At 58.9% G+C, this 18,197-nt stretch carries 16 protein-coding genes; 11 read left to right on the top strand and 5 right to left on the bottom strand.

From position 1 onward, the window contains the following. Nucleotides 1-4 precede the first annotated feature (4 nt). The 5 genes from ACFSX5_RS10670 to ACFSX5_RS10650 all read left to right on the top strand — a co-directional run bounded on the left by ACFSX5_RS10670 (nt 5) and on the right by ACFSX5_RS10650 (nt 8,660). A complete protein-coding gene (locus tag ACFSX5_RS10670; protein WP_386833370.1) occupies nt 5-3,610 on the top strand; it encodes a type ISP restriction/modification enzyme in 3,606 nt (1,201 codons plus the stop codon). 349 nt (nt 3,611-3,959) lie between these two features. Further along, the gene (locus ACFSX5_RS10665; RefSeq protein ID WP_386833369.1) at nt 3,960-4,157 is read left to right on the top strand and encodes a helix-turn-helix domain-containing protein; all 198 of its coding nucleotides are present in this window, start codon (nt 3,960-3,962) and stop codon (nt 4,155-4,157) included. Then, complete coding sequence (locus ACFSX5_RS10660) at nt 4,154-6,739, top strand: hypothetical protein (protein ID WP_386833367.1); 2,586 nt, start codon at nt 4,154-4,156, stop codon at nt 6,737-6,739. The genes ACFSX5_RS10665 and ACFSX5_RS10660 overlap by 4 nt, the downstream gene beginning before the upstream one ends. Before the next feature lie 336 nt (nt 6,740-7,075). After that, nucleotides 7,076-8,326: a tyrosine-type recombinase/integrase gene (locus tag ACFSX5_RS10655; RefSeq protein WP_386833365.1), complete on the top strand. Its 1,251-nt coding sequence runs from the start codon at nt 7,076-7,078 to the stop codon at nt 8,324-8,326. Then, nucleotides 8,319-8,660, top strand: coding sequence for a DUF3223 domain-containing protein (locus ACFSX5_RS10650; protein ID WP_386833363.1), 342 nt, complete (start codon nt 8,319-8,321; stop codon nt 8,658-8,660). Before ACFSX5_RS10655 ends, ACFSX5_RS10650 begins: the two co-directional genes overlap by 8 nt. Nucleotides 8,661-8,869: 209 nt before the next feature. On the opposite strand, the gene ACFSX5_RS10645 is transcribed toward ACFSX5_RS10650, so the two are convergent. Together ACFSX5_RS10645 and ACFSX5_RS10640 are read right to left on the bottom strand one after the other, a co-directional pair. Continuing rightward, on the bottom strand, nt 8,870-9,148 hold the full coding sequence (locus ACFSX5_RS10645) for a helix-turn-helix domain-containing protein (RefSeq protein ID WP_386833362.1): 279 nt from the start codon (nt 9,146-9,148) through the stop codon (nt 8,870-8,872). A 130-nt stretch (nt 9,149-9,278) separates the two neighbouring features. Beyond that, a protein-coding gene (locus tag ACFSX5_RS10640; protein WP_386833361.1) for an IS3 family transposase occupies nt 9,279-10,507 on the bottom strand; the annotation gives its coding sequence in 2 pieces (ribosomal slippage) (nt 9,279-10,159 and nt 10,159-10,507; 1,230 coding nt in all). A 24-nt stretch (nt 10,508-10,531) separates the two neighbouring features. Between ACFSX5_RS10640 and ACFSX5_RS10635 the strand changes: the two genes are divergently transcribed. The 4 genes from ACFSX5_RS10635 (at nt 10,532) to ACFSX5_RS10620 (ending at nt 15,360) form a co-directional block, all read left to right on the top strand. Then, nucleotides 10,532-11,002: a hypothetical protein gene (locus tag ACFSX5_RS10635; RefSeq protein ID WP_386833360.1), complete on the top strand. Its 471-nt coding sequence runs from the start codon at nt 10,532-10,534 to the stop codon at nt 11,000-11,002. 210 nt (nt 11,003-11,212) lie between these two features. Further along, nucleotides 11,213-12,424 (top strand): DUF262 domain-containing protein, encoded by a 1,212-nt coding sequence (locus ACFSX5_RS10630; RefSeq protein WP_386833359.1) that lies wholly within the window; start codon nt 11,213-11,215, stop codon nt 12,422-12,424. Beyond that, complete coding sequence (locus ACFSX5_RS10625; protein WP_386833357.1) at nt 12,411-13,859, top strand: AAA family ATPase; 1,449 nt, start codon at nt 12,411-12,413, stop codon at nt 13,857-13,859. The genes ACFSX5_RS10630 and ACFSX5_RS10625 overlap by 14 nt, the downstream gene beginning before the upstream one ends. Nucleotides 13,860-14,445: 586 nt before the next feature. Continuing rightward, nucleotides 14,446-15,360: a LysM peptidoglycan-binding domain-containing protein gene (locus ACFSX5_RS10620; RefSeq protein WP_386833355.1), complete on the top strand. Its 915-nt coding sequence runs from the start codon at nt 14,446-14,448 to the stop codon at nt 15,358-15,360. Nucleotides 15,361-15,525: 165 nt separating this feature from the next. Here ACFSX5_RS10620 and ACFSX5_RS10615 read toward each other — a convergent pair whose 3' ends face one another. Next, nucleotides 15,526-15,987: a hypothetical protein gene (locus tag ACFSX5_RS10615; RefSeq protein ID WP_386833354.1), complete on the bottom strand. Its 462-nt coding sequence runs from the start codon at nt 15,985-15,987 to the stop codon at nt 15,526-15,528. Between the two features lie 465 nt (nt 15,988-16,452). On the opposite strand from ACFSX5_RS10615, the gene ACFSX5_RS10610 reads away from it, so the two are divergent. Further along, nucleotides 16,453-16,755: a hypothetical protein gene (locus ACFSX5_RS10610; protein WP_386833352.1), complete on the top strand. Its 303-nt coding sequence runs from the start codon at nt 16,453-16,455 to the stop codon at nt 16,753-16,755. An 84-nt stretch (nt 16,756-16,839) separates the two neighbouring features. Here the strand turns inward: ACFSX5_RS10610 and ACFSX5_RS10605 are convergent, their stop codons facing one another. Beyond that, nucleotides 16,840-17,010, bottom strand: coding sequence for a YegP family protein (locus tag ACFSX5_RS10605; protein WP_386833351.1), 171 nt, complete (start codon nt 17,008-17,010; stop codon nt 16,840-16,842). A gap of 138 nt (nt 17,011-17,148) precedes the next feature. Next, nucleotides 17,149-17,403, bottom strand: a complete 255-nt coding sequence (locus ACFSX5_RS10600; protein ID WP_386835692.1) for a hypothetical protein — start codon at nt 17,401-17,403, stop codon at nt 17,149-17,151. 160 nt (nt 17,404-17,563) lie between these two features. Here ACFSX5_RS10600 and ACFSX5_RS10595 point away from each other — a divergent pair, with 160 nt between their 5' ends. Next, on the top strand, nt 17,564-18,196 hold the full coding sequence (locus ACFSX5_RS10595) for a restriction endonuclease subunit S (protein WP_386833349.1): 633 nt from the start codon (nt 17,564-17,566) through the stop codon (nt 18,194-18,196). Nucleotide 18,197: the final 1 nt, after the last annotated feature.

Raw genomic sequence — 18,197 nt, 5'->3', positions numbered from 1 at the left:
TCCGATGACCCGCCCCGAAGCCCTGAAGGAAATCACCGACTTCCCGAGTCTAGTTGCGTACCTGCGGGACGAGCTGGAATGGGAAATCCCGGATGATCTGCCGCTCGACAGGCTGACCTACAGCTATACGGCGGACGAACTCGGTCTAAAGCTGGATGCCCAAGTCGAGATCACCCAGCTGCGGCCCATCCTTGGGCGCGAGAACGCCTGGGGTGTCTTCTTCGTCGACTTTGATAAGGCCGAACTGCCTGTCACCCTGCTGCGCCGCATCTTGTCGAGCGTCAGCCGCCGGAGCCGCGCCTCGGCGAACCCGGCTGACCGCGCCCTCTTTGACAAAAACGATCTGCTGTTTGTGTCGGCCTTTGGCAAGGCCGAAGATCGACGCCTGGCGCTGGCCCATTTTCATCAAGACCCGGGCACCCAGACCCTGCCCACGCTGCGGGTATTGACCTGGGATCGGCGCGATACTAGCCGTCACATGCAGACGGTGGCAGAGCGGCTGGACCGCCTCCGCTGGCCAGACGGGCGCGAATTGGACTTGGCTTGGAAGGCGCGCTGGACCAGTGCCTTCGTAGACCGTCCGCGTGACGCGATCCGTACCGCAAAGGAGATGGCCCAGGCACTGGCTGACTGCGCCAAGCAAATCCGCGTAGCAATCGAAGAGATCCTACCTCGGGAGAGGGCCGGCGAGCCGCTGACGCAATTGTTCGAGGCGGTGAAAGCGACGCTGAATAAGGGCTTGGACGTTCCGAAGTTCGCCGACACGTACGCCCAGACCATCGCTTATGGGCTATTGTCCACGCGCATCGACCAAGTGCAGCGCTGGCGCGCCGAGAAGGCCGAGACGCTGAACGGCGACCTGCCGCTGCCGCCAATCACCGCCGACGCCCTGGAAACGGCAATACCGACCAATCCCTTCCTGTCGGAGTTACTGACCAGCTTCATGGGCGCTGTCGGCCGCGACGCCGGCGGTTCAGCGCTGGACTTCGACGAACTGGGTCTCGGCGATCTGGTCGACCTGCTGAACACCGCCAACATGGAGGCGGTCCTCGACGACTTCGACAAGGACAAGCAGGGCGACGACCCTGTCATCCACTTTTACGAGGGCTTCCTCGCCGCCTATGACAAGGCGATGAAGGTCCAGCGCGGTGTTTTCTATACGCCCAAGCCGGTCGTCTCCTTCATTGTCCGTTCGGTGGACGAGGTGCTGCGTACTGAGTTCGGCCTGCTGCTGGGGCTGGCGGACACCACGACCTGGGGCGAGTTCGTCGCGGCGGACCCGGGTGCTCAGATCCCCGACCGGGTGAAACCCGACGAGCCCTTCGTGAAGATCCTCGACCCGGCTACTGGCACCGGTACCTTCCTGGTCGAGGTCATCGACCTGATCTGGCGGCGTATGACCGAGGTGGCTTGGAAAGGCAAGACGGCCGAGGAGAAGCGCCGGCTGTGGAACGCGTATGTGGCTGAGCACCTGCTGCCGCGGCTGTACGGCTACGAACTGATGATGGCGCCCTACGCCGTGGCGCATATGAAGATCGGCCTGAAGCTGGCCGACACCGGCTATGACTTCTCGGGCGTCGAGACGGAGCCGGACGGCAGGACGCGGCCGATGCGGGCGCGGGTGTTCCTGACCAATGCGCTGGAGCCGGCGCAGGACCTCGACATGCAGCTAGCCTTCATGAACGAGGCCCTGGCGCACGAGGCGAGGGCGGCGAACGAGGCTAAAGCGCGGGCACGGTTCACGGTGGTGGTGGGAAATCCGCCGTATTCGGGGGACAGCGGCAACCCCAGTAAGATCGGTAACAAGCTTACGCCAATTGGGCAGCTGGTTCAGCGATACTTCCAGGTTGATGGGAGGCCACTGGGTGAACGGAATCCGAAGTGGCTCAACAACGATTACGTTAAATTTATCAGAATTGCTGAGCACCATCTATCTGAAACTGGTTCAGGCGTATTGGGATACATCACCAGCAACTCCTGGCTCGACAGTCCGACATTCCGGGGTATGCGCGAGTCTGTAATCGACAGCTTCGAGAAACTATCGATCATCGACCTGCACGGCAATATCAACAAGCGCGAGCGCGCGCCTGATGGCGGGCCGGACGACGGAGTCTTCGAGATTCTGGAGGGCACCAATATCACCTTGGCGGCTATGAGCACGAGCTTGGACCGTGAGGTTCGCCACCTCGATGTATTTGGGGTTTGGCCCCATCACCCGCCTTCGGCGGGTAAGAAGCTGTGGGTCGAAACCCATACGCTTGTCACCGCCGAAGCCAGGCCTATTCGTCCTGCCGCACCTTCACGATTGCTAACGGCCGCGTCGGAACGAGCCGACGAGACATACGCCAGCTTTTTCTCCCTCAAGGAGGTGCTTCCTTCCTCAAGCGTTGGCATCGTTACTGCCAGAGATGATCTGACCATTGGGTTTACAGATGTGGAGATCCTCGCGCGAGCCGAACGCTTCCGCGACATGGAGCCTGAACAGGCACGTGTAGAGTTCCATTTAGGCAAGGATGCACGGGATTGGAAGGTCGTGCTGGCTCAAGCGGACCTGCGGGGCACAGGATCTCTAAGGGCTTCTGCCATTCCAATAGCTTATCGACCCTTTGATCTTCGCTCGACGATCTATACCGGCAGGGTTCGCGGCTTCATCTGCATGCCACGACCTGAAATCACGGGTCAAATCATTCGACAGCCCGGCCCACTTATCTCCTACTCGAGGGGCACGGAGGTCTCTGGCAGTTGGTGTCACATCTTCGCCTTCGACGTTCCGATCACGCACCACTCGGTATCGCTCAAGGAGGTTAACTACGCCGCTCCTCTCTGGCTTCACCAGTTAGGGACTGCAGCCCGCCCCAATCTCGCCCCAGCTTTCACCGCCCGCCTCGCCAAGTTGACCGGCCTCCGATTCGACGACGGCTCCGACGCCCCGGCGCAGGGGGCTTTGCCGGGGACCGAGCCGCCTCCGCCACCTCAGGGGGCTCTGGCGCTGCGGCGCGAGCGGGGCGATCTGAAGACGACCTTCGGCGCGCGCGACGTGTTCGACTGGATCTATGCGGTGCTGCACTCGCCGGCATATCGCGAGCGCTACGCCGACTTCCTGAAGTCCGACTTCGCGCGCGTGCCGCTGCCGAAGGACCGCGACCTATTGGCTGCCCTGATCCCGTTGGGGACGAGGCTGGTGGCCCTGCACCTGCTGGACGCAGACGCCCTGCCGGACCTGCTGGCGGACCCGAAGGCGCGCTTCGTCTCCAACGGCGGCGAGGCGTGCCTGGGCCGGTTCAACAAGGAGGTGCGCCGCGACGCCTCGGGCCGGGTCTATCTGAACGACCAAAACTGGTTCGCCACCGTGTCCCAGGCCGCCTGGGAGCACTGGATCGGCGGCTACCAGCCGGCCCAGAAATGGCTGAAGGATCGCAGCGAAACCGGCTCCAAGGACAAGCTGAAACCCGGCCGCCTGCTGACCGACGAGGACATCCTCCACTACCGCCGCATGATCGTGGCCCTGGAGGAGACCGGTAAGGTCATGGCCGAAATCGACCGTGTTATAGACCAGCATGGTGGGTGGCCCGATGCGTTTCGGGGAATGATAGACAGACACGGACACTAACTCGTACCTGGCGCTACTCCCCGTTTGACGCATACGTCAGCCGTTCGGCTCCGGTCAGCTACGCGCGCGTGTGCGCGGGAGCCGTCTGACGGCGGCCACGAAACGAGAACATCACACTTCCTGCTTGCACCGATCCAGACCTTGGATATTCTGTGCTCGTAGCTGATGACGTGTGCTAGCGCGCAGTTGAACCTGCCTTCATGACGTAGGGCTTCAGACGTAGCGACCACGGTCGAAAAGTTCTGCAGAGCTCTGCCGGCTGCAATTTTTCACCCCACCAAAACTGGGGCGGAGATTGCACGCCCAAGCACTGCTTGCCGTCGTTTCTCCGCCTCTTGAAGGTAGAGAAATGCCTGATCATCTGATTGAAAAACTCGTCACCCTTGACGCCGCAGCACAGTCGCTGGGTATCCACCTGTGGGCACTCCGGCGCGCCGTAAGACGCGGCGTCATTCCTAGTTATACGCCCTTCGGCCGTCGACGGCTGGTACGCGTGTCTGAAGTCCTGACATACATCGACTCCTCTCGCCAAGGGGGGCAACAATGAAGTTCTCCCTGAGCGAATTCCTGGCAGTCTTCTGGGGTGCCTCATTCGATGGCCAGCTGAAGGTTTGGAGCAAACAAACTAAGGCCACTGCGTCCTACGGGCCGAAGGACATTTCCAGGCTTGTCCAAGACGTTGAGAGAAGGAGACAGGCGGAAGACCTTTACATTGGTTTGAGCACGCAGCCGGCGGGGCTCGGTGCAACTTCGCGCGGTACCAGCGACACAGCTATGATGGTCCCTGGTGCTTTTGCAGATATCGACTTCGCCGAAGCGAAGAATAGCGCTAAGCGCTACCCGCCGGATGCTGTCACCGCGCTCGGCTTACTACAGTCGTTCGATTTCGCTCCCTTCCTCGTCCAGAACAGCGGAAATGGACTCCATGTTCTCTTCAAGTTCGACAAACCGCTCTTAATCGAGAACCGTCATGACAGACTGCGGGCTCAGAACCTACTTCGGGTTCTGTCGCGCAAGCTGGCAAAGCACTTTGAAAGCGCGGGGTACGAGATCGACAACGTCAGCGATCTCGCGCGTGTGCTTCGGGTACCGGAGACCTTCAATCACAAATCCGGCGCCCCGAAGCGCGTTGCTGTGATCGAGTACAATCCCCAGAACCATATCGCAGTGACGGAGCTGGAGCAGGAACTATTCAAGCCCACGGACGACAAGCGTGGCACACCAGTGTTTCCGCGGGGCGACCACACTCTCGTTCAGCAGGAATGTCCTTGGTATCGCTATTACACTGGCGAAGGTGCGGCGAACGCCGACGAGCCTACTTGGCATGCGACTGCGTCCGTTACAGCTCGGTGCAGAGACGGTGAACGCATCTTCCATGAGTACAGTGCGCGGCACGCTGCCTATAACCCCGGCGAGGCCAACCGGAAATTACAGCGCGCACTGGACGAGGCTGGGCCCCGCACATGCGCCACAATATCGGAACTTGGCGGCGAGCGCTTTTGTGCTGATTGCCCGCACCGCGGTACCATCACCTCCCCTATCCAGTTAGGTAGGGGCTATGATCCGGGGCTGTCGGGCCCAAAGCGCTTGGGATTCACTAAGGAGGGGCACTACGCCCTCCTTGATCCAGTACGCAAGATAGTAGTGCTAGCAACAGCTCAGCAACTTCTTGCCGAACAGTACCTTTTGGGACTGGCTGAAACCGCGTTCTGGGCGACCAGGTACCCGGGTAGAAAGCCGGGATCAACGAATTTCAGGGCGGCAGGGGAGGCGCTCATAAAAGCCTGTCGACGCGCCGGTGCATTCAACCCGGTGCGGATACGTGGGCGCGGGGTGTGGCTCGAGGACGGTGTGGTCGTCGTCAACTTGGGGCAACCGGTCAACAGCGCCAAATACCTCTACCTGTGCTTTGAGAGCATTTCTCTGGATAGCGGCACACAATTCGACGTTCAACGGCTGCGAGATCACCTGGATCTCTACAGATGGCGCAACCCGCTGGACGCAGCGTTGCTTTTTGGTTGGCTGGCAATGGCACCAGTTTGCGGCGCACTCTCTTGGAGGCCCCACGCGTTTGTCTATGGGCCTGCGCGATCAGGCAAGACAACTATCCACACGGTGGCCTCGATCATCCTGAGCCCGCTCGCCATCTCGGCTGATGGGCAAAGTACCGAGGCGGGCATAAGGCAAACTCTTGGCCCCGATAGCTTGCCCGTGTTGTTGGACGAGTTCGAGAGCGACCAAAATGGCTATACGTTAAAAAACATCCTCCGGCTGGCCCGCAGTGCATCGTCAGCGGACACACCAGTCCTCAGGGGCACACCTGAGGGCAAAGCTATGAGCTTCAGCCTCCGTACCACGTTCTTGTTCAGCGCTATCAATCCGCGCGGCATGTCTCCTGCCGATCAATCCAGAATATCTATGTTCGAGCTCCAGATGCACGACAACGACCGAGAGAAATCACGACGTATCGCATCGGACGAAGCGTACTTCCGGGCAACCGGCTCCGCGTGGGCCTCTCACATGATCAAACTCGCTCATCTCGTCCAGCCGTCCGCCGATGCTATTGACCTCCACCTGACAGGGGATCGGCGGCACCGTCAGAATATGAGCATCTTGCTTGGGGCAGGATTTGTTGCCCTTCACGAGAGAACCCCAACAAATGAGGAAGCAGAGGAACTCGCTACTGCATATGCGTCGACCATTGAACGGCACGCCCTAGAGGGTTACCGGGATGATGCGCAGGAGTGTTTTGATCACCTTCTGTCACATGTTGTGGACGGTCTTCCGCTAGGCCACTGGCTCGCCCGCTTGAGGGAGGGGCAGGCAGGACGTCTCAACGATGTTCTTGATGCAGAACGCGTCGTCTCCCCCTTGGGCATTCGCGTCATCTTGGGTGGCGAACATGAGGGTGTTTACATAGCCAACGGGGCGCCAGGCTTGGAAGAGGTGTTCCACGGCACATCCTGGGCACAACGGGCGTGGCAAACAGCACTCCGTAAACTCGACGGGTCTTTCACGCCGCCGAACCCAGTACAGTTTCGACTGCTAGGCAAGAAACGGGCGCTAGGCATCCCGATCTTCTACTTGCCTGAAGAGGCTCCAGCATCCTGGAGAGGACCAGTATACTAGCAGGACGGACGGACACCTACACACCATGGGATGGGGATAGATGTGCCTGCCGGGGGCACCATGTACCCTGTACCCGCGCTGTAGTGCGTCCGTCCGTCCGTCTCAGCCTCATGGACGCCAAGCGCGATTTCAACCCGAATGGGCATGAAATCTACTGGCGCCGCAACAACTCCAAGGTGCCCGTCGGACGGGCATCTCGAACCCTGAAACACGGCTTTGGGGCCTCTCCAATGCCACGGGTTGCACCGTGGTTACTGGCGAAGCACAGCAGAAATTGTGCCGGACATCCTGGCCGTGTTTTCCTTTTTCGGTTGAAGTCACAACAGGTTAGAAGAAATGTTCGATCCCAAGATCACTAAGCGCAACCGCCGTCGCAAGTTGGCGGACGGGCGGGTTGTCGAGATGCAGCGCTTCGTAGTCCAATTCATCGACCCCGACACTGGCCGTCGTCGCCAACTGTTCTTTCCACTCCGCCGTGACGCCGAAACGTACCGTGCAAAAATCGTAAGCGAAGTCCATGCCGGCACCTACGTGGACCCCAACAAGGTTCCGACAGTCTCCGAAGCCACCCGGCACTACCTAGAGAACCGGCGAGGCGAGGTGAAGGCGTCGACCCTCCACGGTTACGAGGTCGTGGCCAAGAACATTGTCGGCCCCCTACTGGAGGGGACGCAGCAAGAACGCGCGGAATACGCATTGACCGGCGAGTTGCCGCGGAAAGACGCTCGACTACTACAAATGCTCGGGCACGTGCCGCTCAACGACCTCACCACCGCACAGATCCGTAACTGGCATCGTGTCGTCATGGAGCAGGTGGGGCGGTACACCGCGAACCGGGCACTCTCAATGCTCAGGGCAGTTCTGGCGCTGGCGGAGGAGGACTTTCGCGTGCGAGCGCCGTCACTGCCGACAAATGTCGCCCGACGGCGGAACAAGGTCCGGAAGGAGATCTTGGGGCCGCAGCAGGTGGCAGAGATCATCGCCCACGCCAAGACCGACACGCATCGTGGCATCTACTACGCCTTCCCATTCCTCACAGGCACCCGCATCAGTGAACAGTTGGGCCTGTTGTGGGGGGACGTCGACTTTGACAACAACTGCATCCACATTCGGCGCATTCAGGAGCGGGACGGCAGCCTGACGGAAGCAACAAAGACCGAGGCGGGCGTGCGGGACATTCCCATGCCCCCTACCCTGCGCGAAATGCTGCTCGCGTGGCGTTTGGTCTGTCCGAGACAGGACGGCAAACTCTACAGGGTCTTTCCTGGTCCGGGCCGGCTGCAGCCATGGCCTTTGCTTCGCAAAGATGGAGGTGGGCCCATGCTGTACCAGAACTTCCGCAAGCGGTTCTGGGTGCCCGCCTTTGATGAGCTGAAGCTCCCCTATGTGACCCCGCACTCGGCGCGCCACAGCTTCATCTCAACCCTGCAGGCACAGGGAGTCGAGGTCGGGCTCGTGGCGAAACTGGCCGGTCACTCCAATGCCAATGTTACCTTGGGCCACTACACGCAGGCGGTCCGTGGCGGTGAGGCTGCAATGAGCGGCCTGGAACAAGCCTTCTCATCGACGGAGGTGACTCATGGCTAAGGGGCCTCAACTGACAATCGCTGGGCGGATGTTTCCCTGGAAGGCCGCAGCACTACGGGAATGCACTAGGATCCTTAATGATGGTCCTGCGGGCACCATCGTGGAGGGAGCAGACTCTGAGTTTGTGGAGGTGCTCTGGTTAAATCGCCCTGACAAGCAGGCCGAATTCCCAGGCAAGAAAGTGGTCCGCTTCGAGCGACGATACCGGGCCGGCAAGGAGAAGTGGACGATCTGTTTCTGGGCGGTGTTCGAAGACGGAACAGCCACCGACTTCAGCTACAAGAAGGCTATCGAGAATATCGAAGCCAGTCACCGCCTGGCCGTAGCTACCTAGCCGGGCCCCACTGCATACCGTGCCAGGTGCGCCCGCCGGCACGGGACCGCCGTAGCTGGGCCCCTAGCTACTACTATAGCCGGCGCCCTGCACGGGCGCCGGCGTAGGCCTCCCGCAGCTGTGCTGCGGCGGCAGCTTCGCTGCCCCTCCCCCCTCTTCGAGAACAGGTGGATGGGACCCGGGGGGACCCGCTTCCCGGCTAATATCACTCAAGGCCTGACTGCTTTGACCGGTGCTTTGGTCGCCCGCTTGCCCCGGCTACCCTGATCTAGTTGAAGCACATCCTCGGCGAATAGGCTTGCGATGTGGACGCCCAACGCCTCTGCTATGTTCCAGAGACTTAGGACCGTTGGGTTTCTCTGCCCTCGCTCCAACGCGCTAACGTAGGCGCGGTCGACGCCCATCAGCTCGGCGACTCGCGCTTGCGTGAGGTCGGCCTGTAACCGATACCTTCGCACATTCGCTCCAATGACGCGCCGCACATCCATGCAGCACAACGAGCAAAATTGTGCTCGTTATCGCGACGCATTATAATGCTCGTTACGTATGCGGAGGCGATCTACGTGCGAGTACGTGCGTGGAGTGGACCCCGTTTCACCGGACAGGCGGCGGTTGGGTTTAGGCACTGAGGCGCAGGAACTCGCGTGGTGAGTGGTACTTGAGGCCGGAGTGCGGGTGGACCTCACAGTAGTCGTCGATCCATTCGGGCAGCAAGGCCAGGATTGTGTCGGCGTCTGGGAGGATGACGGTTGAGGCGTAGTCCCTCTTCAGGGTTTTGACAAAAGCCTCGGACATGCCATTGCTCTGCGGGCTTCGAACCGGGGTGAAGAGCAGGTCAATGCCCAGGGCCGCGGCCACCTGTGCTGTCTGCCTGGAGACATAGGCGCTGCCGTTGTCGGAGAGCCATTCGAGCCGGTGTGTGACCTTGAGTGTGCGGAAGCGGCGCTCGACAGCCGCGATCATCAGGTCACACACCATCTCGCCAGAGATGCCGGCATTGGCAACGGCCGACCAGGCGATGATCTCGCGATCGCAGGCATCGATGACGAAGACGATGCGAACCACCTCGCCATTGCGGGCATGGATCTCCAGATGATCGGAGCACCACCGGATATTGGAGCGCAGGGCAACGACAACACCATCGTGGGTGCGGGCAGGCCGCAGAGCCGTATGCTTTTGAAGGGTGAGGCCGTTCTGCTGCATGATCCTGAGAACGCGCTTGGCGTTGACCACGGGCTTGCCGTCTTTGCGCCGCTGCCGGTTGAGCAATGCTGTCACCCGTCGATAGCCATAGGTGGGGCGCTGGTCGATGATCGGCCGCAGTTCGGCAAGAAGGACCACATCATCGGCCTTGCGGTAAGCCCCGCGCGGCTTGGCAGGCTTGCTGGCACGCTCGACCAGGTTGGACCTGGAGACGCCCAGCGTACGGGCAATGGCACTCACTGGGTATCGTCCTCTGGATTGCTCCACGACAGCAAGGGCGAGGTCCGTTTTTTTGGGCGCGCGAGATCAAGGGCTTCCTTGAGGATCTCGGCTTCCATCGTCTTCTTGCCCAGCATGCGCTCGAGATCGCGCACACGCTTCTCCAACTCGCGGACCTGGGAGGCGCCAACAACATCCTCGTCGGCCTGAACCGCCGCGTGGCCGCCTTCGAGCATGCGGCGCTTCCAGGCGAAGAGCTGGGACGGGGAAATGCCGGCGCGTCGTGCCACATAGGACACGCTCATTCCCGGCTGCATGGCCTCCTCCACCAGCCGCACCTTCTCGGCGACGGACCAGCGCCGCCGGCGCTGCACGGAGGTGATGACTTCGACGCGTCGAAACGGCTCGTCGGGACTCTTGGACATAGTCGTACTCATAGGCGCATGCCTATGCCTTATCGGCTATGCCGCCTGTCCGGTCAAAATGGGGTGCGCTCCAGTGCGGTTACAGCTCTTGTTTCGGTCGCTCTTATCGGGGTTACGGCTGGTGTAGCGGACGATTTCGATATGCTCCCTCACCCGGACAACCCCAAAGGTAAGGGCACCTACGCCTGCACGATGTATGACGGCGTGTCGGTAAATGACGACGGCCGCCTTTTACGGGACCACTGGGCAGACTGGTTCATAGAGGACTACAATCAATTCCAGTTCGATGCGGAAACCGGGGAGTTTAGTACCGAAGGCCAGCAACTTTTCTGGACAGTGCTGCGACCCGGTAGCTCAGCGTGGGACCTAATCGCGCACCTGCCTGGACCCGACGCGTCCTTCAACATGATGCGAATTGAAATCTGGAATGAGCCTGTCCGCTTTGTCATGACCAACGGGAAGCAATTCTTCTCGGGCACCTGCGTTCGGGATTAGAAGAGGTACAGGGCGCGTAACGCCCTCCGCATCGATTCTCTGCGAATAGGTACAAGCGAGGGTAGCTGCTGCTCTTACCCTACGGGTCTGAAGCAGCGAGCTGTCCGGCTGCGCGCAGTAGTACGTCGAATGGGGGCATCCCACGTTAGGGATTCAGCCAGCTATTGGCGGCATGGTTGGTAAGCTATGGGTGAGGACCAGGTCTGAGCAATGCGTGTAGATCAGTCATCGACTGACATTCTCTCGCTGGTGGAGAAAATTCGTGACGGGCGACTCGACATTCAGCCAGACTTCCAGAGAGGTCAGGTCTGGCCCGAACCGAAGAAGGTACGTCTGATCGATTCGATACTACGGGAATGGTATGTTCCAGCCATCCATATCGTAGTCAACGATGACCTGGACAGCGAGGAAGTCCTGGACGGCCAACAGCGACTGCAGGCAGTTCTCTCTTTCATGGCGGACGAATTCGCCATTGACGGAAGGATTGAGCCAACCGACGACCGCATCTCAGCCCTCCACGGGATGAAGTACTCGCAGCTCCCAGATCGGGTCCGCGCCCGCTTCAATCGGTTCCCGATCAGCATCATCCGGTTGCGAGACTATACATCAGAGGAACCTGGGGAACTCTTTTTTAGGCTGAACCAGCTGACAGCGCTAACGGCGGCAGAACAACGGAACGCGCTCGTCGGAGCGCCTCGCAACCAAGTTCGGTTCGTCGTTGATCACTTCGAACACGATCTGGGCTCCAGGAGTATCGGCTTCTCGAACGCCCGGATGAACTTTGATGACGCGATATCTCGCCTGGCAGTGGTGCTCGAGCACGGAAGCTTGTCAGCGAAGGTGACCGCCAGTTCACTAGAGCGACGCTATCGTCACGGCAAACCCTTTCCTGACGAGATTATGAGATCGATCTCGCAGGCACTTCACGCCATAGCTAGCCTTGCTTCAGAGGGTAAGGTTGCAGCGCGCTTGAACAAGGCGAGCCTCTTTTCGTGGTTGTACTTCTATGTGGACACCTATTCTCCCAATGCACATTTCCTGCCCGACTTCTCATCTTACTATCTAATTTTCGAGAACATGAGGTCAGGCTCGCGAAAAAGCATCGACGATCAGCAAGACCTACTGCTTTCATCACTGCCAACTTCACAAAGAGGGGCTTTCAACGAAAGCCTATCTATATTCAACGACCGCGCCTCCTCTCGCGTTAATGATGTAACTTCGGTACTACTAAGAGATCTATGCCTCAACTGTGGAATAGCTATTCTTTACCCCGGCACGGTTGATTGGCAAATCTATGAACGCCGTTCGACGATCCGCGATTCTATTGAACGACTAGGCAACCTCCCGAGCGACGTGGGTGAGCGGGCGATGGAGGAAGCGCTACTAGCCAAACGGTGGGAGCTCGCCGTTGAAACTCGCTGAGCTCTCGGATCTGCGCCGCAGGTTGGCAAAACGCAACATAGCTGCCGCGCCATCGATTCAACGGATTTCGATAAGCGGGCTTACCGGCTTCAGAGACCTCGACATTGCCCCCCAAACCGGCTTCCTAGCCTTGTGTGGTGGTACTGGCGTAGGCAAAACGGCTTTCTTGGAATCTCTATATTATGCCCTAAGCTCTTCGGAAGCAGAGCAACCAAGAGGGTTGAAGCGCCTGAGTGGTGCCCGCGTTCGAGTGGAAGTCGCTCTCCCGACCGGAACCTATACTTTTGATGGAACAGTTGGGCGGCGCGCTCCCGATGAGGATTGGGAGGGGCTCGGAACGGGCGTTCAATTCGTAGGGCTTGAAAATCGTACCACAGACATCCAAGCCGCTCTGCGAGACCAGGACATCGATGTGCTGAAGGAGGGTGTCGGGCGAGGCAGTCTTGACGGGGAAACTGTAAGCGCACTCTCCCTGATTTGCAGGAGGGTATATTCCTCTGTTGGGTTCTACGAGATTGAGGTCGGTGAAAGCATAGTACCCCTATTCGAGGTAACAGTCGGGGAGCTCACCTATGACTCAACCACAATGGCAACCGGTGAACTCTCAACCTTCTATCTAGCATGGGCGCTCCAGAGGGCTGAATCTTATGGGGTGCTTATCCTAGAGGAGCCTGAGGCATTCTTGCCTCCAGTTAGCCACCGGGCGATCTTCGGCTTGATCGCGAAGGCTGCCCTTCAAAAGCACTTAGGAATAGTCCTTTCCACTCATGCTGCGACCGTGGCGTCTGAGCTTGAATCGACTAACCTGATCGCCATACGCAAGCATGAAAATTTAGCCAGAATCTCGGGGAACGACGAGACCAAAGCAAAGGTGCTTAGTTATCTTGGACTCACGCCCTCTCGCACAATTGTCGCACTTGTCGAAGATGAAGTGGGTCAGGAAATTTTCTTGCACCTCTTCCGACAAGCGGAGCTTCCTGGGCTGGTCAACCTTGAGGTTGTTGTTGAACCGGACGGAGCTGGAGCAATAGGGAAAAGGCTGGACTTCGTTCCGGCCATCAAGAGTGCCCTGTTCCTAGGGGTGCTCGACGGTGACATGAAGCAAGAAGCTTCAAGTTGGGAAACACCTCACGAGATTGTCTTCTTGCCCTTCAGCCGTCCGATCGAGACAGAATTGCTCGAGACGATGAGGCGAAACGTCCCGGAGATCGCAGCGCGAGTAGGCGTGTCTGAAGATTCTCTCTCGAACGGGCTATCTGACACGGAGGGCGGGAACTACCACGACGCGTTCAAGCAAGTCGCTGGCGCTATCGGTGTGGATCGCAAGATCCTAACGCACGCGACTTATGAGATTTGGGCCCAGCAGGAGAGTAATGCGGGTGCTGTCCAGGAGTTCTTGGCTAAACTAAGTATGATCGCACAGGCGCGTTCGTAGCTGCGTGGCGACTGATAGGCGCTTTCCATTTTGCCTGTAACCGGCGTGTAACCCTCGACTTCAACCAGCAACTTGCAAAGCGCCCGGAAAAACAAAAAGGGTCCCGAAGGACCCTTTGTTTCTCAAGGCTTGCCGGCCTTGGGAAGATTGGAGCGGGCGATGGGATTCGAACCCACGACCCTAACCTTGGCAAGGCAGGGATTGTGCTGTCGACGCAGTGCTTCAGCGTACGCCCTAGTGCACTCTGGTGCCCGTCCGTTCAAGCCTGAGGCGCCGCCGGAATCCATGCGGATATTGTACCCGGTGTAACCACGCCGGAAGCTCGTGAACGGCAGCGAACTGCGGTGACTGCAACCCGGCTGCAACCTGAGCGGGTTGCGTCAGGTCACGGACGAAAAGCTTCCCACCAGAACCAACACACACCACGTGACGTTCGCTCGCGAAGTGTGCAGTCAGCTGTTCAGAGATCGCCCGGTCGAGACTTCGAAACTTCACGCCGATGATAACACTTCAACTCGAACATTCAGGTCCAGTTCAGCCACCACAATGGCACCCTCGTCCTTGCAGGCAGTCGTGGAGCAGCACCATGTTGATAAAGCTCGTTCGTGCCAGTGTGCTGGTGGCTCTGTTGGGTGCCATTCCGGGTGGCTGGATTTCTCCAGCTTTTGCGGAGAGTTCTTGTGGCACATCGGTTCGAGTGCAGCCTGGCGATACCCTTTTTCGCATCGCTGCGAGGTGTGGCGTGTCGATCTCCGAGATCCTGCGCGCTAATCCGAACTTGGTAGACCCAAACTACATAAAGCTCGGTATGACTCTCCGGTTACCTGGACGGGTAGCACCAGATGAGCCGAGCCCAACCTCGTCGCTTGTGCGTACTCATAGAGTCCGACCGGGTGAGACGCTCTCGATCATAGCTAGACGCTTCAATGTTAGCTTGCGGGCGCTGATCGCGGCTAACCGTGACCTAGGCAATCCGAACATCCTTCGCGTGGGAGACGTGATCCGCATTCCAAGCCGTCATGCAGGCAGCGGGCCGGACTTGCCAGTCCCTCCGGGTGTACCAAATACTATCACAGTAGTTGGAACCCTCACCGATGAGGGCGCCACATGCCAAGCAATGCGGGGCGACGATGGCCGGCTTTATACGCTTGTCGGCAACGCCGGCTACGGTCGCAGCGGCGAGCGAGTGCAGCTTCTTGCAAATCCTATTCAGTACTCATTTTGCCAGCAGGGCACGACGCTTGAGGTGGTCAGGGTTCGACGGCTTGATCCTCCTGCTCCTCCGCCCAACAGAATAACCGTCGTTGGGACAATCACTGACGAAGGCGTAGAATGCCAGGCGCTGCGTGACCATAGCGGGCAGCTCTATACCCTGACAGGAAACGTTGGCCGCATCTTCGAAGGAGAAACAGTGCGGGTAGAAGGCAGGATCGCTGAAGTTTCGTTCTGCCAGCAGGGTACAACCATAGACGTCCAGGTCATTGAACAGGTGCGGAGGTAGTCGCGCTCTTAAGACCTCGAATGGTCCACGGCGCGGTGCCACCCAGCTGAACTGCTGCGCACTGGAGCGACGACTGCCTTAGAGATGGTGGCCCGAGCGTGCGGCTGGCCCGCATCACGTCTAGTGCGCACCAAGCGCCCGGCTTCCGCCATCCAAACATGGAACTTAGATCAGAATGGCGTAAGCGCACTGGAAGACGAAGTTAAGCAGCGCGCTGAATTTCAGGACGTGCCAGAGAATGATACGGCTGCCTATCCGGCGCTTGTCGTCTGCCGCCTTGTAATTGTCCCGGTAGTGGTTAGTCCAACCTAGGTCGTCACTGACCCTCCGTTCGAGTAGCGCCAGATAATCATCTACCTGATCAAGATGGCGCCTGAAAACTTTCGAGCGCCCCTCACCCACAAGGGCGACCACTAGGCCGAGAGTAGCAGCCAGGGGCCCGAGTATAAATTGAGGCAAGAATGCCCCTTCCGCAGGCGACATTTGAAAAAGGATGAGAGCAAAAACGAACCCGGCGCACGCGAGTTCATTATTGGTCATCCGGTCAATTGTTCGATTTACCTCTTCTCGCAGCGGCTGATATTCCGCGATCGCAAAATCGCGGTCCGATTTGTCTTCGTTGGCCATGATGACTCAGCTAGTTTCGCTGTGTGGTGAACAGCTTCCATCCCTGCGGCATGATCAGCCCACATTGAACTCTTGTACACGGCCACCACGCCTGCGGCTAACGTATCGCTCCGCTCAGCGGCTGAAGACGTACTTGAGGGCATTGCCTTCACTCGACCGTCGCTTGAAGAGGTCGCGGGGTCAGATCCATGAGAGAGATTCGTTGGGCGTCTGTTGCTGAGCTAGACAAACTTGCTGGACTGCACCGTTCGCGTTCTAGGCCGTGACCTCGGTTGCAAGCGACCGATGAGCATGGCTGAAGCATCTCAGCTTGGAAATGACCGCCCCTCATCTCAGTGTTCCGAGCGCCCCCCCGCGGAACAAGCTCAACAGATTTGATTCACCGGTGTAGAAGGCATCCCGATTGACCCCGCGGTAACTAGGAGGCAACCTCTTCGAGGTCCTAGCTGAGTTTCAGAGGCCTTCGTGTTTGTGCGATACGCAACTGACGAGATCGAACCGCCGAACAGAAAGGTGTTCGAGACCCTGTCCGATGCTAGAGCGGACTTTTCCAAAGTTCGGAGGATGGTGGGGCGGGGTGAGTTCGAGATTGCATTGCTATTCCACCTCCCGACTGTGAGTGACGTCAGAACAGCTGCCCGGGCAATTGATGACAGACTGTCTGGCAAGCCGCCGGAAGTAGAAATTGTTGTGCTGGATCTAGAACAGAGCTCCAGCAGAAGGATGCGGGACCTTGCCAAGTCTCTCTTTGCTGACTTCGACTTCTAGACGTTGCATCTCCCCCAGGGCGACACGTAACGCTACACAGAAACACCCGACCACCTGGGATGATCGGGTGTTGCGCTAGATCCGCTAAGTACGATCGTTGACAGGAGCGGTCGGCGCCACGCGCTTCACCGCCGCAATGCCAGTTTCAGCCGCCTGTTTGGAGGTGTACACCTCGGAGTGGCATAGGGTTTCGCCATTGGCGCCCTTAAGGCGCCAGAAGTATCCGCCTGCATTCGCGCGAAGGATTTCAAACATGTAACTGGCCCTCCTTGGGCCGGAAATGAGACCCGTCCGAAGCGCCGGGTCATTGATCTTTAAGAAGGGGCCAGCTAGGGTAATGGTGTTCAAGCATGCCTAGCGGGCTTCGGCCCAAGTGTTCGGAAATCGGCTGGTTTACGAGACCAGTCGGTTTTCCATCCACGTTGCCTTCGGCGTCAGATACGGCCCCTCCGGCGGAAGTTCGTCAGGACTCGCCGGCGGAACCTCAGGAAACCGCGTTCCATCCTTTACTTCAGCGATCCGGCCCTGATTGAGGCCGAAGAACGCTGCGATATCATGATGGCGGTCGCCCCGCTCGATCATTCCTCTTATGAGCGCCGCATCGCGCTCGGTGATGGTGAGGCCGCTCGGCCTCGCACGTGATGCCATATATTTCTCCTGTGTTTTCATCGTCAGACTCTGGCCTGACACCTCCTATATGAGGGAGAGGCGCCGGATAGTCAACATAAAATCCCATAAATGAGCGCCGTAGCCTGTTACGGTTCGGTTTTTTCTTGACGGTGTAACGTGCTACGGCTATCTTTGGCGCATGAAAAAGCAAGAGAAAACAGTCGCCTCAAGCCGCACCGGCGCACGCCTGCTCGACGTAGCAGACGTTTTTGCTGGGGTCGGGGTGTCGCGCGAAGAAACGGTGGTCCGTCCGGGTGAAAGGCTGCCAGTTATCGGCGTCCGTGACCTTCAGGATGGCACTGTGGCCGCCCGAGAAGCGCTGGACACCGTGGGCTTTTCGTCCCCCTCCAAAGCTATAAGCTATGCGGTTCAGGCTGACGACGTGCTCGTCACCGGGCGTGGGACACTGCTGAAGTTCGGCCTCGTGGGCGATGAGACAGCAGGAGCCATTGCCAGTGCGAACATCATCGTCGTGCGACCCGGCCCCGATGTGACGGGCGGTGCGCTGTTTGCGATCCTATCGAGCGATGTCTTTCGCCCAAAGATCGAGGTTTTGCGAAGAGGGGCAACGACGCTGCTATCCCTGTCGCCGAAAGACCTTGCCAAGCTCGAAATCAGTCTGCCGTCGCTGAACGAACAAGAGCGCATCGCCGCCCTCGTTAAGGATACGCAAATCGCCTACCGCACCGCCCTGGAGGCCGCCGAAATCCGCCGCTCACTCGCGCGGCGTCTGATTGACGCTCGCCTGTTTGGCAACAACCAGAACCATTGAG

Source organism: Devosia albogilva, from assembly GCF_042685625.1.
GTDB lineage: Bacteria > Pseudomonadota > Alphaproteobacteria > Rhizobiales > Devosiaceae > Devosia > Devosia albogilva.
The sequence above is the reverse complement of the archived record's forward strand: the minus strand, read 5'-3'. Positions and strand labels throughout refer to the sequence as shown.

Bases quoted from the DNA above. Each gene is read 5' to 3' on its own strand.
- ACFSX5_RS10670 (WP_386833370.1), top strand. From the start codon at position 5: ATGACCCGCCCCGAAGCCCTGAAGGAAATCACCGACTTCCCGAGTCTA.
- ACFSX5_RS10665 (WP_386833369.1), top strand. From the start codon at position 3,960: ATGCCTGATCATCTGATTGAAAAACTCGTCACCCTTGACGCCGCAGCA.
- ACFSX5_RS10660 (WP_386833367.1), top strand. From the start codon at position 4,154: ATGAAGTTCTCCCTGAGCGAATTCCTGGCAGTCTTCTGGGGTGCCTCA.
- ACFSX5_RS10655 (WP_386833365.1), top strand. From the start codon at position 7,076: ATGTTCGATCCCAAGATCACTAAGCGCAACCGCCGTCGCAAGTTGGCG.
- ACFSX5_RS10650 (WP_386833363.1), top strand. From the start codon at position 8,319: ATGGCTAAGGGGCCTCAACTGACAATCGCTGGGCGGATGTTTCCCTGG.
- ACFSX5_RS10645 (WP_386833362.1), bottom strand. From the start codon at position 9,148: ATGGATGTGCGGCGCGTCATTGGAGCGAATGTGCGAAGGTATCGGTTA.
- ACFSX5_RS10635 (WP_386833360.1), top strand. From the start codon at position 10,532: ATGCCTTATCGGCTATGCCGCCTGTCCGGTCAAAATGGGGTGCGCTCC.
- ACFSX5_RS10630 (WP_386833359.1), top strand. From the start codon at position 11,213: ATGCGTGTAGATCAGTCATCGACTGACATTCTCTCGCTGGTGGAGAAA.
- ACFSX5_RS10620 (WP_386833355.1), top strand. From the start codon at position 14,446: ATGTTGATAAAGCTCGTTCGTGCCAGTGTGCTGGTGGCTCTGTTGGGT.
- ACFSX5_RS10615 (WP_386833354.1), bottom strand. From the start codon at position 15,987: ATGGCCAACGAAGACAAATCGGACCGCGATTTTGCGATCGCGGAATAT.
- ACFSX5_RS10605 (WP_386833351.1), bottom strand. From the start codon at position 17,010: ATGTTTGAAATCCTTCGCGCGAATGCAGGCGGATACTTCTGGCGCCTT.
- ACFSX5_RS10600 (WP_386835692.1), bottom strand. From the start codon at position 17,403: ATGGCATCACGTGCGAGGCCGAGCGGCCTCACCATCACCGAGCGCGAT.
- ACFSX5_RS10595 (WP_386833349.1), top strand. From the start codon at position 17,564: ATGAAAAAGCAAGAGAAAACAGTCGCCTCAAGCCGCACCGGCGCACGC.